The sequence below is a fragment of the Fibrobacter sp. UWP2 genome (assembly GCF_900141705.1).
GTDB lineage: Bacteria > Fibrobacterota > Fibrobacteria > Fibrobacterales > Fibrobacteraceae > Fibrobacter.
In genome coordinates, this window is the sequence record NZ_FQYM01000005.1 from 31,806 (window position 1) to 47,535 (window position 15,730).

At 51.4% G+C, this 15,730-nt stretch carries 13 protein-coding genes and 1 tRNA gene; 10 read left to right on the plus strand and 4 right to left on the minus strand.

The features are described 5' to 3' along the window. Positions 1 to 2 precede the first annotated feature (2 nt). Positions 3 to 1,010: an ATPase, T2SS/T4P/T4SS family gene (locus tag BUB55_RS04190; protein ID WP_073188497.1), complete on the plus strand. Its 1,008-nt coding sequence runs from the start codon at positions 3 to 5 to the stop codon at positions 1,008 to 1,010. Continuing rightward, positions 982 to 3,351, plus strand: coding sequence for a patatin-like phospholipase family protein (locus BUB55_RS04200; protein WP_143152894.1), 2,370 nt, complete (start codon positions 982 to 984; stop codon positions 3,349 to 3,351). Before BUB55_RS04190 ends, BUB55_RS04200 begins: the two co-directional genes overlap by 29 nt. Before the next feature lie 7 nt (positions 3,352 to 3,358). Here BUB55_RS04200 and mltG read toward each other — a convergent pair whose 3' ends face one another. Further along, positions 3,359 to 4,369 carry an endolytic transglycosylase MltG gene (mltG, locus tag BUB55_RS04205; protein ID WP_234971793.1) on the minus strand — a complete coding sequence of 337 codons (1,011 nt, stop codon included), beginning with the start codon at positions 4,367 to 4,369 and terminating at the stop codon, positions 3,359 to 3,361. A gap of 96 nt (positions 4,370 to 4,465) precedes the next feature. Here mltG and BUB55_RS04210 point away from each other — a divergent pair, with 96 nt between their 5' ends. From BUB55_RS04210 to BUB55_RS04235, 6 genes are all read left to right on the plus strand, one after another. After that, positions 4,466 to 4,909, plus strand: a complete 444-nt coding sequence (locus BUB55_RS04210; protein WP_073188504.1) for a hypothetical protein — start codon at positions 4,466 to 4,468, stop codon at positions 4,907 to 4,909. Positions 4,910 to 5,090: 181 nt separating this feature from the next. Then, positions 5,091 to 7,655, plus strand: coding sequence for a cellulase family glycosylhydrolase (locus BUB55_RS04215; RefSeq protein WP_159431926.1), 2,565 nt, complete (start codon positions 5,091 to 5,093; stop codon positions 7,653 to 7,655). Between the two features lie 65 nt (positions 7,656 to 7,720). Then, on the plus strand, positions 7,721 to 8,437 hold the full coding sequence (locus BUB55_RS04220; RefSeq protein WP_073188508.1) for an AzlC family ABC transporter permease: 717 nt from the start codon (positions 7,721 to 7,723) through the stop codon (positions 8,435 to 8,437). After that, positions 8,437 to 8,754: an AzlD domain-containing protein gene (locus BUB55_RS04225; RefSeq protein WP_073188510.1), complete on the plus strand. Its 318-nt coding sequence runs from the start codon at positions 8,437 to 8,439 to the stop codon at positions 8,752 to 8,754. Before BUB55_RS04220 ends, BUB55_RS04225 begins: the two co-directional genes overlap by 1 nt. 227 nt (positions 8,755 to 8,981) lie before the next feature. Beyond that, complete coding sequence (locus BUB55_RS04230; protein WP_143152895.1) at positions 8,982 to 11,516, plus strand: hypothetical protein; 2,535 nt, start codon at positions 8,982 to 8,984, stop codon at positions 11,514 to 11,516. Then, positions 11,513 to 12,280: a hypothetical protein gene (locus tag BUB55_RS04235; RefSeq protein WP_073188514.1), complete on the plus strand. Its 768-nt coding sequence runs from the start codon at positions 11,513 to 11,515 to the stop codon at positions 12,278 to 12,280. Before BUB55_RS04230 ends, BUB55_RS04235 begins: the two co-directional genes overlap by 4 nt. Before the next feature lie 18 nt (positions 12,281 to 12,298). Here BUB55_RS04235 and BUB55_RS04240 read toward each other — a convergent pair. From BUB55_RS04240 to BUB55_RS04250, 3 genes are all read right to left on the minus strand, one after another. After that, a tRNA-Arg gene (locus tag BUB55_RS04240) sits at positions 12,299 to 12,370 on the minus strand. 26 nt (positions 12,371 to 12,396) lie between these two features. Continuing rightward, positions 12,397 to 13,707 (minus strand): 30S ribosomal protein S12 methylthiotransferase RimO, encoded by a 1,311-nt coding sequence (rimO, locus tag BUB55_RS04245; RefSeq protein ID WP_073188516.1) that lies wholly within the window; start codon positions 13,705 to 13,707, stop codon positions 12,397 to 12,399. 76 nt (positions 13,708 to 13,783) lie between these two features. Continuing rightward, positions 13,784 to 14,554 carry an SPOR domain-containing protein gene (locus BUB55_RS04250; RefSeq protein WP_073188518.1) on the minus strand — a complete coding sequence of 257 codons (771 nt, stop codon included), beginning with the start codon at positions 14,552 to 14,554 and terminating at the stop codon, positions 13,784 to 13,786. 265 nt (positions 14,555 to 14,819) lie between these two features. Between BUB55_RS04250 and rpsU the strand changes: the two genes are divergently transcribed. Further along, the gene (rpsU, locus tag BUB55_RS04255) at positions 14,820 to 15,029 is read left to right on the plus strand and encodes a 30S ribosomal protein S21 (RefSeq protein ID WP_014546541.1); all 210 of its coding nucleotides are present in this window, start codon (positions 14,820 to 14,822) and stop codon (positions 15,027 to 15,029) included. Positions 15,030 to 15,112: 83 nt separating this feature from the next. Further along, entirely contained in the window at positions 15,113 to 15,583 is a 471-nt protein-coding gene (locus BUB55_RS04260; RefSeq protein ID WP_073188520.1) for a GatB/YqeY domain-containing protein, read from the plus strand. The last annotated feature ends 147 nt before the right edge of the window (positions 15,584 to 15,730 follow it).

Consider the following 15,730-nt stretch of genomic DNA (forward strand, 5'->3'; position numbering starts at 1 on the left):
TCATGGCTACAGAAATTGAATCCCTGTTGGATTACGTGATGAACATTGGCGGTAGCGAACTGATTGTTGCCGAAGGCGCCCCTTCTGCGGTTCGTTTGGCTGGCAAGGTCTGCCGTATTCCCGACGCTCCGGCGGTGGGGTTTGGTGCCCTTCGCGAATTTTTGGGTTCCGTTGAAGGCGAATCCGGCTCGCTGATTGGCGGCCCATGGGCTGGCACCAAGTGGCGCGTGCGTTATTTCCGTGAAGCGCTCGGTAACTCGGCAGTGTTCCGCCCGCTCATGGCCGAGTGCCCCAACTTTGCGGACTTGGGTGCCCCGCAGACCATGGCGAACTTGCTCGGCATGAGTTCTGGCCTGGTAGTGTTCGCCGGTCCCGCCTGCTCTGGCAAAACCATGACGGCAACCTCCTATGTGAACGCTCTTTGCGAATCCCGCATGATGCGTGCCTGCTTTTTGGATACGGCGAAGGAATTCCCCATTCGCACGGGCGAAAGTCTGGTGTTCGAGAACTCGAACGGTTCCGTTGCCGAAAAAATGTTGCAGGCACTCCGTTGCGGTTGCGATCTCTTTTGGATGGGCGACTTCAACAGCGAAAACCTGATTCCCATGCTCCGTGCGGCCGAGTCGGGCGCTCTGGTGGTTTGCACCGTGACCGCGGGCAACTCCGTTGGCGTCCTTGACGCCTTGCTCTCGGCAGTGGCGCCCGAAGACCGCAACTTGGCACGCACTATGCTCACGGCGGCATTAAAGACCATTGTGGTCCAGCGCTTGTTGCAGGGTGCCGGCGAAAACGCAGGTGCGGTTCCCGCCTGGGAAATCCTTTACAACACGCAGAATGCGGCTTTGTTTATCCGTAGTGGCGACTTCTTCAAGTTGCCTTCTGTAATTGCGGCGTCCGCCTCGGAGGGCATGCTCCTGATGGACGACTGTTTGGCTGAACTCGTTCGTGCGGGTTACGTGACTCGCGAAGAAGCAGGTAGGTATGCTTCTAATACGGCACGCCTTGGCTAAACTTTTTAGTGCGAAAACGGCTGCTGCTTTGGCGGTGGCGTTTTCGCTAGTGTCTGCGCAAAATGCGTCGGTCGCGCCCAATGCGACGCCTCCCGACTCGTCGCTCCTTTTGCTGCAATCGCTTTCGGCGGCTCCGGATTCGGCGGCGCCTGCGGCTCAACAGCCATCAACAACGGCTCCTCAACAACCTTCAGCAACGGCGGCTCAACAGCCCTCTCCGCCGCCGCAGCCTGCAAGCGCTTCGGCATTAAAATCAGTTCTTTACCTGGGTGGCGGGGAGCATTCGCCGTGGTTCCACCTGGGCGTGCTCTACGCTATCGAAAGCTATTCCATCCCGGTCGATTCCATTGTGGGCACTTCGTGGGGAGCCTACATCGGTTTCCTTTGGGCAAAGGGCCTCCCGCTCGACGACATCCAGCGTATTTTGCTGGATTCGTACGTAATCGAGTACGTGGGCCACAATGAGTTTGACGACCTTTACAAAACAAAGGAACGTGTGTTCGATTTCCCGGTATCTGTCAACGGACTGCCGAGTCTGCGCCACCGCTTTACGGTTGCGGCAGATACCAATGGAACGCTCCGCCGCAATGTGAAACCGCTTGAGCCCGATTCTGCGCTCATCCGGCGGTCCTTGGCTAAGCTCCGCTTGCAGGAATCTCTCTACCGCCAGCCGGCGGGGTTCATCATTCCGTTCAATGTTAAGGATTGTGACGGTCGGCTCTCCAATTCGGCAGATGATGTTTTCAAGACGATTCCATTAAAAGAAAACGGAGCGTCTACAGAACTTTGCCCTTACAGCGCGGTCCCTGCCGAAGACAACATGGCTGAATTCCCGATGATCTCGGTGGCGGCACCCATTACGCAGAACGCGTCCAACTCTCCATGGAATTCTCCATGGCAAAAGGCTTTGGCTGACCGTGAACTGCAAAACTTGGGCACGCAGCCGGGAGTGATTATCCGTGCGCACACGGTATTGGATACCGCCCGCAAAACATGGATCCAAGCGGGATTCTCTGCCATGGAACGCCGTTTGAGTGAGGCCGCCCGCTTGTTCCCGCGCAAGGTGGACTACGCAGCAAAAAAGAGAACGTCCATGCCCTGGTTCAAGTTTAATCCTGTGCTAGATAGTTTGTCTGCAGAGCAACAGTCTCCCGTAAAAACATACTGGAACCCGCAAGACACGGGAATGCTTGCTCCAGAGAATTTTGCAAACGCCTTGATGGCTGAACCCGCCTACGATTCTGTGGAATTCCAGATGCTACCTACGGGCGACTTGTGGGTGAACGCTTCGGTCCACCCGACGTTCGATGTTTTTGCCGGTGGATTTGGCTCAAACGCTCTTGGTCCCAACGCCTATGCGGGAGTCTCCATGGCCTATGTCGACCAAATGGAAATTGAAGCAACCCTCTCGGGATTTTGGGGCGGAGAAACATACGGGTTTACGCCGCGCATAATGATCTCTCGCCTGTGGAACAAACATTGGTCCTTCCTTTTTGGCTACGACCTAATGCATTTGCAACCGTTAAAATCCTATGCAGGCAACGTCGATTTGGCATGGCGGATTCTTTCGGAAGAACGCAGCGACCTTCACATGACTGTCGATTACCAAATGACCGATTTGCAAAAGGTCTCGCTCGACTTTATGTTTGGCAACCGCACATACGAACTGAATCCGACGACCTACACAAAGCATAAGGTTAACACCTACCCGGTGTCGCCTAGCGTCCGATATGAACTGCGCTCTGGCGAAAACGACAGTTGGTTTGCCGCCGAGGGGTTTGCCGTGACGGGTGAACTTGGGTTGCAGTCGATAGGTTTGGATCTCGACATGTACGATGGCATTCCCATTTACTGGCGGTCCAGCGTCGAGGCTCGCTATTCCCATTCGCCCACGGACTTCTTTACGTTCAACGTGGCTGCCGCGGGTGGATTGAACATTTACCATGAAGAAGGCCACGGCTACGTTTACCCGGACACGTTTGAAATCAAGGCGCTAGACAACACGTTCCGTCAGCGTATTCGCGCTACGCCGTGGAGCACGGAGTGGTACAATCCCGACCTGGCTTCGCACCATTACGGCTTGCTCCGCGCCAATGCAGGTGTGCACTATGGCGTTGTGGGCGCTTGGCTCTTTGGAGCCTATGTGCGTGACTTCGAAGAAAACGAGTCGGCAAAGCTCGGTGCCGACAAGTTCATTTTTGAACCAGCCCTCCGTTTTGCGTACAAGTCCATCACGGCCTATGCGGGCTTGACTCGTACGGTGGATTCCGATACGTTTGACGACTTGAGCAAGTTTAAGAATTACCGTTACTTTATCCGTATCGGCAACTACGAGTTCTGACCGGTCGCTATTCGCCGCGATTCTTGGCGGCGACATCCTTGTACTTGTTGTGGTCAGTAAGCGTGCTGCTAAAGAAGTGCGTCCCCGACCCGTCGTCCTTTGCCACAAAATACAGCGCCTTGGTCTCGGCGGGGTGCAGCGCAGCCTCAATGGCCTTGCGGCCCGGGTTCGAGATGGGGCCGGGCATCAGTCCCTTGAACTTGCGGGTGTTGTACGGGCTGTCGCTGTTCAACTGGCTCTTGTAGATGGGTCCGGTCAAGTTCCTGAAGATGAACCTCACCGTGGGGTCCGCCCCCAGCGGCATGCCAATGCGCAGACGGTTGTGGAACACGCCCGAGATCAGCGGGCGCTCGTCTGCCTTGCCGGTCTCTTCTTCGACGACGCTTGCGAGGGTCAACACGCGGTGCCAGTTGCCCAAGGTTTTCCACATCGACTCGCCGGGCATTTCCTGCAGTTCGTCGCGGAGTTTCAGGTTAGCAGCCACCATCTGCTTGAGGATGGTCTCTTCGTTGGCGTCAATGGGGAAGGGGTAGGTGTCGGGGAGGAGGTAGCCCTCGAGCGACTTCGCGTCGACCCCGAGGGAGGCGGTGAACTTCGGGTCCTGGACGAGTTTGTTCCAGCGGTCTTCGTCCAGGCTTGGAAACGCCTTTTTGAGGTAGGCGGGAATTTCCCACGAGGCCCGACCCTCGGGGATGGTCACCTTGCGTACGGCGTTCTTGCCGCTCTCGATGATGCCGATGATGCTTTCCAGTTTTTGGTGGGGCGGTATTTCGAACCAGCCTGCCTTGAGCGAGGGCGGGTTGAGCTTGCACCACAGTTTGAAGGCGAGGTCGTCGGTCCAGACTCCCTTTTCCTGTAAAATTTGAGATACTTTGGCGGCAGAACTCCCCTTAGGAACCTCCAAAAGAACGGTTTCGGAGTTGACGGAGGGCGCATTTATGCGTTTTTTTGCCTGAAAAACGCAAAAAAACGAAATTAGAACCACCAAAACAATAAAAATCGCAAAAATCTTCTTCATAGCGTAAAAATTTAAAAGAAATTTCAACAAAAGGCAAAAATAAAAGGTATATTCCTTATGCATTGTTGAATATTTTCCCTTGTTTTGAGGAATGTTATGAAAATGATTAAAAAGGTTATGTTTGTCGCCCTTGCTGTATTGGTCGCTTCGTCCTTCGCTGCTAAGAAGGTCAAGTCCAAGATTGGCGACGTCGATCTCACCAAGGAAAAGGGTGGTGGATCTGTGGTTTGCACCGCCGGCTTTAACGACGAACTCACGATTGTTAAGGAAGCCGATACCGACGTGCTCGTGAAGGGCAACTGCGGTCAAGGCTGGGTCGAAAAGTCCAAGATTGAATACGTTGCACAGGCTGCTGGCGACAAGTCCATGAAACTCGAAGGCGTGGACGTGGTCGGCTGGCTCGATAACCCGTCTGCCGTGTTCGTGTTGGAAAACGACGATCTCGATTTTGATGGCGTGAACATCGACCGTGACTTCAAGGAATACCTGCAGCACACGATGGACCGCGAACAGATGGAAATGCACAACAACGAAAACTAGTTGTTAGCGCATATTCGAGCTGACTTTCGGCACCCCGCAAAAAGCGGGGTGTTTTTTTACATCCAGACCATTTTTGTATACCCCCGTGTCCACAAAAAACACAAGGGTGTTCTGTATCACGTGGAAAAAAAGCGGACTGAAATTATTTTTGGGGGGTATTGGAATGTGTGAGGTTTTACCTATGAAAAAATTGATTGCTTTGGGAATGGCTCTCTTGGCCACCACAGCTTTCGCGGCGAACCGTGTGGGACCGGTGAGTCAGTACGGTCAGCTACAGGCTGGCAAGAACAACAACGGGCAGGGTCGCATTTATGGCAGTTGCCCGTCGTATTCCACATCGGGCAACGAAGTGCAGGTGCAGGGCATGAGCCTTTTCTGGAGCATCTCGAGCGATGTGGGTTCTCCGTTCTGGACCGCCGACTATATTTCGGGCCTGGTCTCCCGTCAAAACATCCAGTTGATTCGCGCGCCCATGGGCGTCGACGAGAACTGGGGCTCGGGCAATTATTTCTCAAACAAGGGCTACTACCAGGGCCTTATGAACACCGTGGTGCAGGCGGCAATCGACAACGACATCTATGTCATCATCGACTACCATTCCCACAAGGCGACCAACAGTGTGGATAACGCCAAGACCTTCTTTAGCGAGATGGCGCAAAAGTGGGGCAAGTACGACAACGTGATTTTTGAGATTTTCAACGAGCCCACGGACCAGAGCTGGAACGAGATCAAGTCGTATGCCAACGACGTGGTCAAGACAATCCGTCAGTATTCCGACAACCTGATTTTGGTCGGCAACCCCAGTTGGGACCAGCATCCCGAATACGCCGTCAACAACGAGGTGACCGACAGTCAAAAGAACATCGCCTATACGTTCCACTTTTATGCCGGCAGTCATTCTTTGGGCCGCGAGGGCTCGCAGGCCGTTTCTGCCATGAACAGCGGCCTCCCGGTGTTCGTCTCCGAGTGGGGGACTGTCAATGCCGATGGCGATGGCGCCGTGAGCGGCAACGCTTCTGGGTGGGTTGACTGGATGAACCAGCACAAACTCTCTGGGGCGAACTGGGCTGTATCGAACAAGAACGAGGGCGCCTCTTATTTTAGCGGCAGCGCCTGGAACTACTCTAACAGCGGCAAGTGGGTGAACGAGAATGTGTTCGCCAAGCTCTCGACGTCGTACAAGCCGTGCTCTGGTTCTTCGCCGAGCTCTAGCTCTTCGATTGCTTCTAGTTCGAGTGTTGTTCTGCCCGCGGGTTACACCGACTACATAGACGATTTTGAGGACGGGGACAGCCTTGCTTTTACGGGGGGCATTTGGTACGCTTATACGGATGCCGCCGATAATGGGGCGTCCACCATCAGCAACGCCAAGGTCAAGGATCGCAACGGCGAAGACGGCTATGACGTTGTTCTTACCGCCGACAATGAATCCAGGAACATGGCTGGCATGACGGGAATAAGGCTGAGTCAGGGGGGCAATGAATACGAACCTTATGTCGCCTTGGGTGTCAAGTTCAACGCCAATGAGTCCGCTTACGACCTCTCGGCCTGTAACACCATCTCGTACAAGTACAAGGGCGCTGGCCATAATTTCAAAGTGGAGACCACGGGCGTTATCGATTACGGCTACCACCAAGTGGTCAAGAGCGACGCGGATTCCTGGACCATGGTCACTCTTTCGTGGGACATGCTGAATCAGCCCTCGTGGGCTGACGAAGTCACCCTCAACAAAAAGAATGTCACCAAGTTCACGTGGGAAGTCAAGGGTGATATGAAGGGGACGCAGCCGAAAAAGAATTTCCTCTCCGTCGATGATGTCCGTTGCGTGGGGTGGTCTACCAAACCGTTTGTCCCGTCGTCATCGAGTGTTGCGCGTTCCAGCTCTAGCGTTGCGCCGTCGAGTTCCAGCGTAACTCCCTCAAGTTCGAGCATCGCGCCGTCCAGTTCTTCGATTGCATTTAGTTCTAGCTCTGTTCAGCAGTCGTCGTCGAGTATCGTTCGTTCTTCCTCCAGCAGCGTTATACTTTCTTCGAGCTCGTCGGCAAAGTCCAGCTCTAGCGTTGCGCCTTCGAGTTCCAGCGTAATTCCCTCCAGTTCGAGCGTCGCGCCGTCCAGTTCTAGTGTCGCTCCAGTGGAATACAAGATCATCGGGAACCTGGAACAGTCTGTGGCGAAGGGGGCGGAAATCGATTTGATTACTGTAACAGGAGTCAAGTCTTTCACGCGCGATAGCTACATGGCTTACTTCCTGGATGCCGTAGTGTCCAACGGGACGTTGACGATTTTTGGCAAGGTTCCGGAATTCTTCTACTTGGAGGGCCTTGTGACGGAAAAGTTCACTGTTAACGGAGAACGTATCGAGCTGAAGTTGACTGTGCTTGCGTTGGTCTCCAGCAGCAGCGAAGAGCCGCCGCAGTCCTCGTCCAGCGAAGAGACTGTAACGTCCTCGAGTAGCGTGCTGCCGGAATCTTCTTCGAGTGCCGAGGAACCTCCCATGTGCATGCCCGTGGCGACTCTCGACAAGTTGGGCTTTAGCTATGCGCGCAATACGCTCTCGATTCTTGGTGTTCGCGGCACAATCAATATCCAGGTGTTCGATCTCATGGGACACTTTGTAAAGGAATTTGTCGCCAATTCTTTGTTAGGGGAGGTCCAGTTCGATTTGAACGTCCTTCCCAAGGGGAATTACCTGGTTCGTTACACGGCGAATGCGGTTGCTAAAACGGCCCGAATTGCCGTTCGCTAGTTGTGTAGTGCGTATATTTGCATATTTGCACTGACGGGGTCGTGGGTCATATTTATATTTGGCCCATGATTTTTAATAAGGGAATAAAAGACGGTTTGCCGATAGGCCTTGGCTATTTTGCCGTCTCTTTTTCGTTCGGTATCGCGGGGGCGAAGTTCCTCAGCTGGCCGCTCGTCACCCTCATTTCGATGACCAACTTGACTTCAGCGGGGCAGTTTGCCGGCCTTCAAATTATGGCGGATGCCGCGGGGACGCTCGTCGAGATGGCCATCGCTTCTTTTTTCATCAACCTTCGTTATTCGCTGATGGCGGTTTCGCTATCACAAAAGGTCGATGGCAATTTTGGCACTTTCAAGCGTCTGCTTTTGGCGACTGGCATCACTGACGAAATTTACGCCGTCGCCATGGGGCAAAAGTCGAAGGTGAACGCGCTTTATTTTTTGGGGCTCATGGTACTCCCGTATATCGGCTGGTCGTCGGGGACGCTTTGTGGCGGTGTTTGCGGAGAGATTCTCCCGCCCATGGTGACAAACGCCCTTGGCGTCGCGCTGTACGGCATGTTTGTCGCGATTGTCGTCCCTCCCATGAAGCACAGCCGACCGACCTTCATCGCGGTCGCCATCGCCATAGCGTTGAGCCTTATGTTCAAGTATGTTCCCGCGTTGAGCGGGGTTTCTGTGGGGTTTGCGATTATCATTTGTGCCGTGCTTGCGTCGCTGGTGTGTGCGTTCCTGTTTCCTGTCCACGACAAGCACGTGGCCACCAAGCCGGAGGCCTCCTGATGGATCTCAAGACGTATTTTTTGTACCTGGCGGTCATGTCGGGCGTTACGTACCTCTTGCGCGCCATCCCGTTCATTTTGCTCAAGGGCGAAATCACCAGCCCGTTCTGGAAATCGTTTTTGGCATACATCCCGTACACGGTGCTCTCTGCCATGACGGTGCCCGCCATATTCTACGCTACAGATAACATAATTTCCGGTGTGCTCGCCCTCGTGACGGCGGTTATTGCGTCTCTTTTGGGCCGCGGCCTTGTTGTCGTCGCCGCCATCGCCTGCATCACCGTTTTAGCCGCCGATAGCGCGATGCTGGTGATGTAAATAAACATTTTACTTGCTTTCCTGCATATACATATATATATTAAAGTGATTAATTTGTTTGGGGTCACTTATCTTGTTTAAAAAGTTCATTTTTTTTCGCCCTGGTTGCATTTTCGAGTGCGTCTTTCGCTCTTTCCGTGGAGACGAAGGACGAACAGGCCGCGTCGGCGAACATGGAGGTTCTTCGCTTGCGGGTGGTGAACGACGGACCTCTCGACTTGAGGAACGTGAAAATCAAGTACTACATCCGGAATGGTCTGGCTGTCGACGTGTATGATTCCGCTGGGAATGCGGTGTCTGTTGACACAGTGGATTCGGAAACCCTCGCTTTGACCGTAAGTGTGGATGTACTCCCTGTAGGAGTATTCCCCTATGAAGCTGGCATGTGCTTCGGCATCCATGGAGGCGACTGGCTCCCGTATGACAAGTCGGGGAACTACAGCTATACAGGCAACGTTGTCTTCGGGTTGAATGCAAATGTGACAGTGTACGTCGGGGACTCCCTTGCTTATGGTACGCCGTTTGGCGGCGCATTTCCAAAAACATCTGAAGCGAACCCGCTTACGTTGGTCCCCGATACGAAAATACTTATCAATCCTGGAGATTCAGTCTCTTTTGCATGGCATTACGTTCCCGATGCGGAAAAATACAGATTGACGATTCTCTCTCTGGATTCTGAAAAAGTTTATCAAGAAGAATTGTATGGACTTCGAAAGGCTGTTCAGCTGAGCCCGGGGAATTATTTATGGAATGTACAAGCTGGCTCCTCAGAGGCATTGTCGCAAAAAAATAATAATGTAATCAACTACAATCCTTTGACCGTGGCGGATTTCCATTCGCTTCATATTACAAAGCAAAAGTATCTCGGCGTACCTTCGGTTTCCGGTCGAAAGGACACTCCTATGCTTGTTGTAGGGTATGGGGAATATGCTGATTTGAGAGAATGGGACAGGCCTCATTTGAATCACCCAGGACTGGATGAATTGGAATCTGATGTCTGTTGGGCGATTGCCCTAAAAAAACTCAATGCCTTTTATGGGGGAACGCTTTCTTTGGACGAGATAATTTTTCATAAGAAAAAATCGGCCGTAGAACGGATAAATGTTTTTCTTTTTTTAATAAATGCTGCATCTGGCATATCTGAATATGACATACAGCAAGTTCTTGACTCAACAAAATCCTATTCAATGGGAAGTAAATTAAAAAATCCGCTAATATCAGAAAATGCAAAAAATTATATCGATGGAAATAATATATTGCTTATTCAGATGAATTGGGAAAGCGGCGAAGGACACTATATGCTTATTGATGGATATGTTGAAAGCGAGGAAGAAACTTTTTTTAGATACGTAAACACAGACAATTACGGCAGTTACGGTCTGTTTGACGAATCTTTTTTGCAGACAATAGGTTCTTATTTTGTAATTGAACCACTTGATAATGTTCGCAACATGGATTCCACTCTGGGCGTTGTAAAATACGATATGTACAATACGTGGACGGAATGGAAAGATTCCGATGGGGATGGTCTCACCGATTTCGACGAAATCGAACGATTTCATACCTGTTCGGGCTTGCCCGCATACGACCCGGACTATTGTGTCGGTGTTGACCCGCAGGATTCCGATGGAGACGGCGTGGACGACAAGGATGAAATCTATTCGTACACTATTCTGGAAAAGAGCCGGTTGAACTTGAATTCTGCATACCCGGGACCGTTTGATTTAAATCAAATGCAGGTGATTGCGGGGATTGAAAGCGAGTATATGGCTGATGTGGATGGGGACGGCCTGCGGGCCGAACTGGACAAAGATTCCGACGGGGATTCACTACTAGATGGAGTTGATCCCAATCCATACAATTATGATTTCCTTGGTGCTGTTTCGCTGGAAGAAAATGAACTTCCTGAAGATGTTGTCTTATATGCAAGAGAGCGACTAAGAGTAAACGACGGATGTACTTGCATTGGACAATATAGCGTTCCATGTGTGTATGCCTCAGAAGATACAGTCTTTAATTATGGCGTAACGTTAGGTGTAAATACATCCGGAGCCTTGGTACACTCAAAAAATAATGTTTTTATTCAAAGTAACAGAGCGAATACATTTTTTGTGAATTTCTACGGAGACGAAAAACTAAGAGCGGACCGCCAGGATGAAAAAGCTACGATTGTTCAATACAAAGATCCGAAACATTGGCCTTGGAAATTGAACATAAACCTGCCCGTGTTTGACGAGGGTGATTCCGTTCTGGTTGTGCAGCGGGGTGACACCTGTTACTTGGATGATGGAGCTCACTTAAAAGAGTTGAAAGTTGAATCTGGCGGTGTTGTGTATTTCCCAGCCGGGAACGTTTACATAGGATATTTGCAACTGGATGCCGGGTCGTTAATCTTCCCTAAACCTCTTTACGAAAGTAACCTTTATGTGAAAAGGAATATGATATGGAATAGCTCTTTTCCCGTATATCCCAAATTTGAACCTAAAGATTTGGCTGAGAATTTTAGACTATTTTATTATGGAGATCGAAGGATATTTATAAACGCGAATTGGTTCGGGACGATAATTGCACCGGATGCTGCGGTAGTTTTAGGGCAAACGCAAAAAAAGAGTATGTACGGCCAGGTTTATGCCAAAGAAATTGTGGTACACCAAGTTACTGATTTGCACAATGTCCCATTCAATCCGACATATTCAAATGAAAAAACAGAATATGTGCTAGATTCAGAAATTTTTTTAAGAAGTAAAGAAGGCTGCTTATGAAAAAACTGCTGTTTTCGCTATCGTTTTTATTTGTGGCAGATGTTATTGCCGTCTGTAATAATCAATACGTCGGAGAAATTGTAGAGTTTTTGGATAGCTCTATATGGTATAATAATGATGGAGGGGCTTTTCTCCATGGTTTTCCCACTTTGGTTAATGGGGAGGTTTCTTACTTTCTTGAAGATGGATATAATTGCGAGCAAAAGGAATCAAAGCGAAGTTTTTTGGATTCAAATAACGCTTTTTTATATCGGAGACAAGATTCATATTCGCAAATGCTTAGCGTTGTAGTTCTCGACGCTTCGACTTTTCTGCCCGGCGATATTTTTAGAGATGAATTTCTGCATTGGCAGCGGTGTGGAATGTTAAGTTTATCCTATGAAGAGGCCGATTCCGTAGTAACGCCTTTGGTTAAGGCTATGAATGAGTATTTTACTGAAGAGGATAACAGCGGGGAATTCAGTTCACAATTTTTTCGCGCTACACCGGACTATATTGGTTTGTCAAAACAAATTAATCAGTGGATGGAACAATCCTGTGAAGCGGCTCCTTTACCTCAATCAAGTTCCGTTTCTCATTGTCAAATTGTTTTTATGAATGGCCTAATCCAAATTCCCCCGGAATTGCAGGGCAAGCATTATTTTATGTTCGACTTGAACGGACAGACGCTCCAGAGCGGAAAATTGGAACAGAATGTCACTCTTCCTCGCCATCCGGTCATCTTGAAGATCGATGGGCAACGGGAAATTTTCATCCGGAATTAGAAATAGGGCTAGGATTAATACCCATGTCCGGAATCGAACCGGAATAACCTCCTTCGGAGGGAGGGACACTATCCATTGTGATACACGGGCAGATAGTTTGCCAAATATATAAAACTTTATAGCAATTTGACGATGAGTTCGTGCGGTTCGGCGTCCACCACCAGCGCATCGCGGAATTCGCCCACGTCGGCATCGCCCTCGAGTACCTTCACGATGTCGTCGTTCTCCATCGAGTTGCCTTCGGTACGCCCGTAGAAGTGGTATTCGCTTTCTTCGGCCACCTGGTCGATGATGATCCGGACGGTCTTCCCAATCATCGATTCGGCGTGTTCCGCGTCGATTTCTTCTTGCAGGTCGGTCACCGCGTCGAGCCTTGCGCGGGCCTCGCTCTCGTCCACGGCGGGCAAGTCCATCTCCATCACGGGCGTGCCCTCTTCGGGGCTGAACACGAATCCGCCCAGGTGGTCGAACTGGATGTCCTGCAGCAGTTCCATCAGTTCCTCGAAATCCTCGTGCGTCTCGCCGGGAAACCCGACAAGCACGGTCGTGCGGAGCATTACTCCCGGGATGCGCTCGCGGATCTTGTGCAAAATGTCCACGAGTTCTTTTTTGCGGTAGTTCCGCTTCATGTTCTTGAGCACGTTGTCGCTGGCGTGCTGGATAGGCATGTCCACGTACTTCACGAGTCTGGGCTCGTTTGCCATCAGGTCCAAAAGTTCGTCGTCCACAAACATGGGGTACCAGTACAGCGTGCGTATCCACGGGATGTTCGTGTTGTCGAGAATCGCTTTCAAAAGTTGGGCTAGCGTGCCGCCTTTTTTCCCTTTTTCACGACCAAAGTAAGTGGTGTCCTGTGCAATCAAGGTGATTTCTTTGACGCCCTGCTTTTCCAGTTCCTTCGCCTCGGCCACAATGTCTTCGATGGGGCGGGAAACCTGTTTGCCGCGAATCAGCGGGATGGCGCAGTAGGCGCACCGCCGGTTGCAGCCCTCGGCAATCTTCAGGTAGGCATGGTGCTTGAACCCGCCCAAGTTCATGCGGGCGAGGTTCTCTGCCTCACAGCCCTTCGGGGCGACAAAGCCCATCTTCTTCAAAAGTTCGCCCGGCTTGTACGTGCCCACCCAGTAATCCACTTCGGGCAGTTCCTTTTCAAGTTCCTTGCCGTAACGGCCCGAAAGGCACCCCGAAACAATCAGTTTCTGCTTCTTTTTTTTGCCGTTAATTTGTGCGAGAATCGCGTTGATGGATTCTTCCTTGGCGGCTTCAATGAACCCGCAGGTGTTGACCAAAATGTAATCTGCCTTTGCCGCACTGTCGCAGGTGGCAAAGCCCGCGTGCAGCATCTCGCCGACGAGGTTCTCCGCGTCGACCTGGTTCTTGGCGCATCCTAAGTGGACAACGAAAACTTTGGGCTTCTTTGTAGGCATGTTTGCAAATTTAGAAAAACGGGGACACGAAAAAAAGAGCCCCGGAGGGCTCTTTTTAAAGCTTTGTGCGTTTCACTTATTCCCAGTCGTCCACGACATTGGCGGCGGGAGCGGCCGGTGCTGCGGGGGCAGGAGCCGGTTCTGCAGCAGGAGCTGCCTGCGGAGCGGGTTCCGGTTGCGGGGCCGGTTCCGGTGCGGCTTGAACTGCGGGTGCCGGTTCAGCGGCGGGAGCCGGTTCTGCCGGAGTTTCTTCGGCAGGGGCGTAATAGGTGGTGCTGGAGTTGTTGTAGCTTTCGCCTTCGTCACCACCCGGGTTGCCGACCGAGTCGTTGTTGCTGTTGTCAACCCACCAGGGGAAGTTCAGCGGAGAGAGAACTTGGGTACCGTAGTCTTGGGCCATTTTGACAGAGGAGAAGTAGCCCACGCGAACGCGGTAGTACGTGCCTTCGAGTTCGCCCGGGTTTTCAACTTCGGCCACGTAGGCTTCGATGTTCTGCTCGGCGAGTTTCTTGACAATACCATCGGCAGCCTTTTTGGAGGGCTGGATGCTGACTTGGATTACGTAGGAGCCGTCTTCGAGGGGTTTGATGTCGCTCGAAACCGGTGCCGCGGCGGATTTTGCTTCTCCGGCTGCCGGAGCGTCCTCTTTCTTGTCGCCAGAGAGGGACTGGATAGGAACCAGTTCGGGTTCGTCGGCTGCCGGAGCGGGAGCCGCTTCCTTTTCGACCTTAGCGGCTGGTTTTGCGTCCATTTGGGGGACGACGTCTTCTTCTGCCTTGCTGCATGCCGTATAGACGGCACAGGTAAGAGCTAATGCGCTAATGGAAAGAACCGAAAGCGATTTCATTAAGATCTCCAGGTTATCGTTAAAACGCCAATTTTATGAATAAAATTTGCCTTGTTTATAGAAAAATATACATAAGTCTTTGACAACCCGCAAGTTATAAAGAAAAAAAGTGCAAAAATTGGACCAAAAACGTGGAAAACTGAGCCGAAGGAGGTCGTTTTGCCTTCTCTGGTCGCTTTTTTTGCCCCGATTGTGTGCCCCTTGACGAAAAACCGAGAGTTAAATATATTTGGGCTCCAAATGAAATTTTAACCAAAGGAATATCGTGATCGGCGTTATTGTTAAGTCCAACGAACCTTTCGAACGCGCACTCAAGCGTTTCACCAAGTCTTGCGAAAAGAATGGCATCATTTCCGATGTCAAGAAGCGTCAGCGCTTCGAAAAGCCTTCCGAAGAAAAGAAGCGCATTGAAACGGCTGCCCGTCGCAAGCGTCTCAAAGAGATTGCTGACCAGAACCGCAAGCGTCTCTACTAATTCGGTTTTATATATTTTTGAATGGGTCGCCGACATAGCCTGTCGGGGGCTCATTAGTTGTATATGGACAAAAGGAGTTCACTATGAGCAGTGCATTGCTTACCAAGATTCTCGATGATATCAAGACCGCCATGAAGGCGCACGATGCCGAAACCCTGAGCACCCTCCGTACTCTCCACTCCGACATCAAGAACGAGGCCATGAAGTCCGGCGCGACTCCGGCCCAAATCACCGACTCCATCACCGACGAAATGTGCGTCGACGTGCTCGCTAAGAGCGTGAAGCAAAAGCAGGAATCCATCGAGATTTTGAAGAAGGGCGGATTCATGGACAAGGTCCCTGCCGAAGAGGCCGTGATCGCCATCTACCGCAAGTACATGCCCGCCGAAATGAGCGAAGACGAAGTCAAGGCCCTCATCGCCGAAATCAAGGCTGCCACCGGAGCCTCTAGCCCCAAGGACATGGGCAAGATCATGAAGGAACTCTCCCCGAAGGTCAAGGGTCGCTTCGATGCGAAGCGCGCCAGCGCCCTGGTTCAGGAAGCTCTTAAATGACCGCTCGGCTCTATCGTAGGTAAAGAACCTACGCATTCGCCTCGCTCTCGCTACCGCCCCAGCTTAACGTCTGGGGCTTTGTGGCTCACAGAGTAACACGAAGTGTCATCCTGAGCTATACGAAACTAAGAACTTTAGTTCTAAAGT

Coding starts and splice junctions, on each gene's coding strand:
- BUB55_RS04215 (WP_159431926.1), top strand. CDS start 5,091: ATGAAAAAATTGATTGCTTTGGGAATGGCTCTCTTGGCCACCACAGCT.
- BUB55_RS04220 (WP_073188508.1), top strand. CDS start 7,721: ATGATTTTTAATAAGGGAATAAAAGACGGTTTGCCGATAGGCCTTGGC.
- BUB55_RS04250 (WP_073188518.1), bottom strand. CDS start 14,554: ATGAAATCGCTTTCGGTTCTTTCCATTAGCGCATTAGCTCTTACCTGT.
- BUB55_RS04200 (WP_143152894.1), top strand. CDS start 982: ATGCTTCTAATACGGCACGCCTTGGCTAAACTTTTTAGTGCGAAAACG.
- BUB55_RS04260 (WP_073188520.1), top strand. CDS start 15,113: ATGAGCAGTGCATTGCTTACCAAGATTCTCGATGATATCAAGACCGCC.
- rimO (WP_073188516.1), bottom strand. CDS start 13,707: ATGCCTACAAAGAAGCCCAAAGTTTTCGTTGTCCACTTAGGATGCGCC.
- BUB55_RS04190 (WP_073188497.1), top strand. CDS start 3: ATGGCTACAGAAATTGAATCCCTGTTGGATTACGTGATGAACATTGGC.
- mltG (WP_234971793.1), bottom strand. CDS start 4,369: ATGAAGAAGATTTTTGCGATTTTTATTGTTTTGGTGGTTCTAATTTCG.
- BUB55_RS04210 (WP_073188504.1), top strand. CDS start 4,466: ATGAAAATGATTAAAAAGGTTATGTTTGTCGCCCTTGCTGTATTGGTC.
- BUB55_RS04225 (WP_073188510.1), top strand. CDS start 8,437: ATGGATCTCAAGACGTATTTTTTGTACCTGGCGGTCATGTCGGGCGTT.
- BUB55_RS04235 (WP_073188514.1), top strand. CDS start 11,513: ATGAAAAAACTGCTGTTTTCGCTATCGTTTTTATTTGTGGCAGATGTT.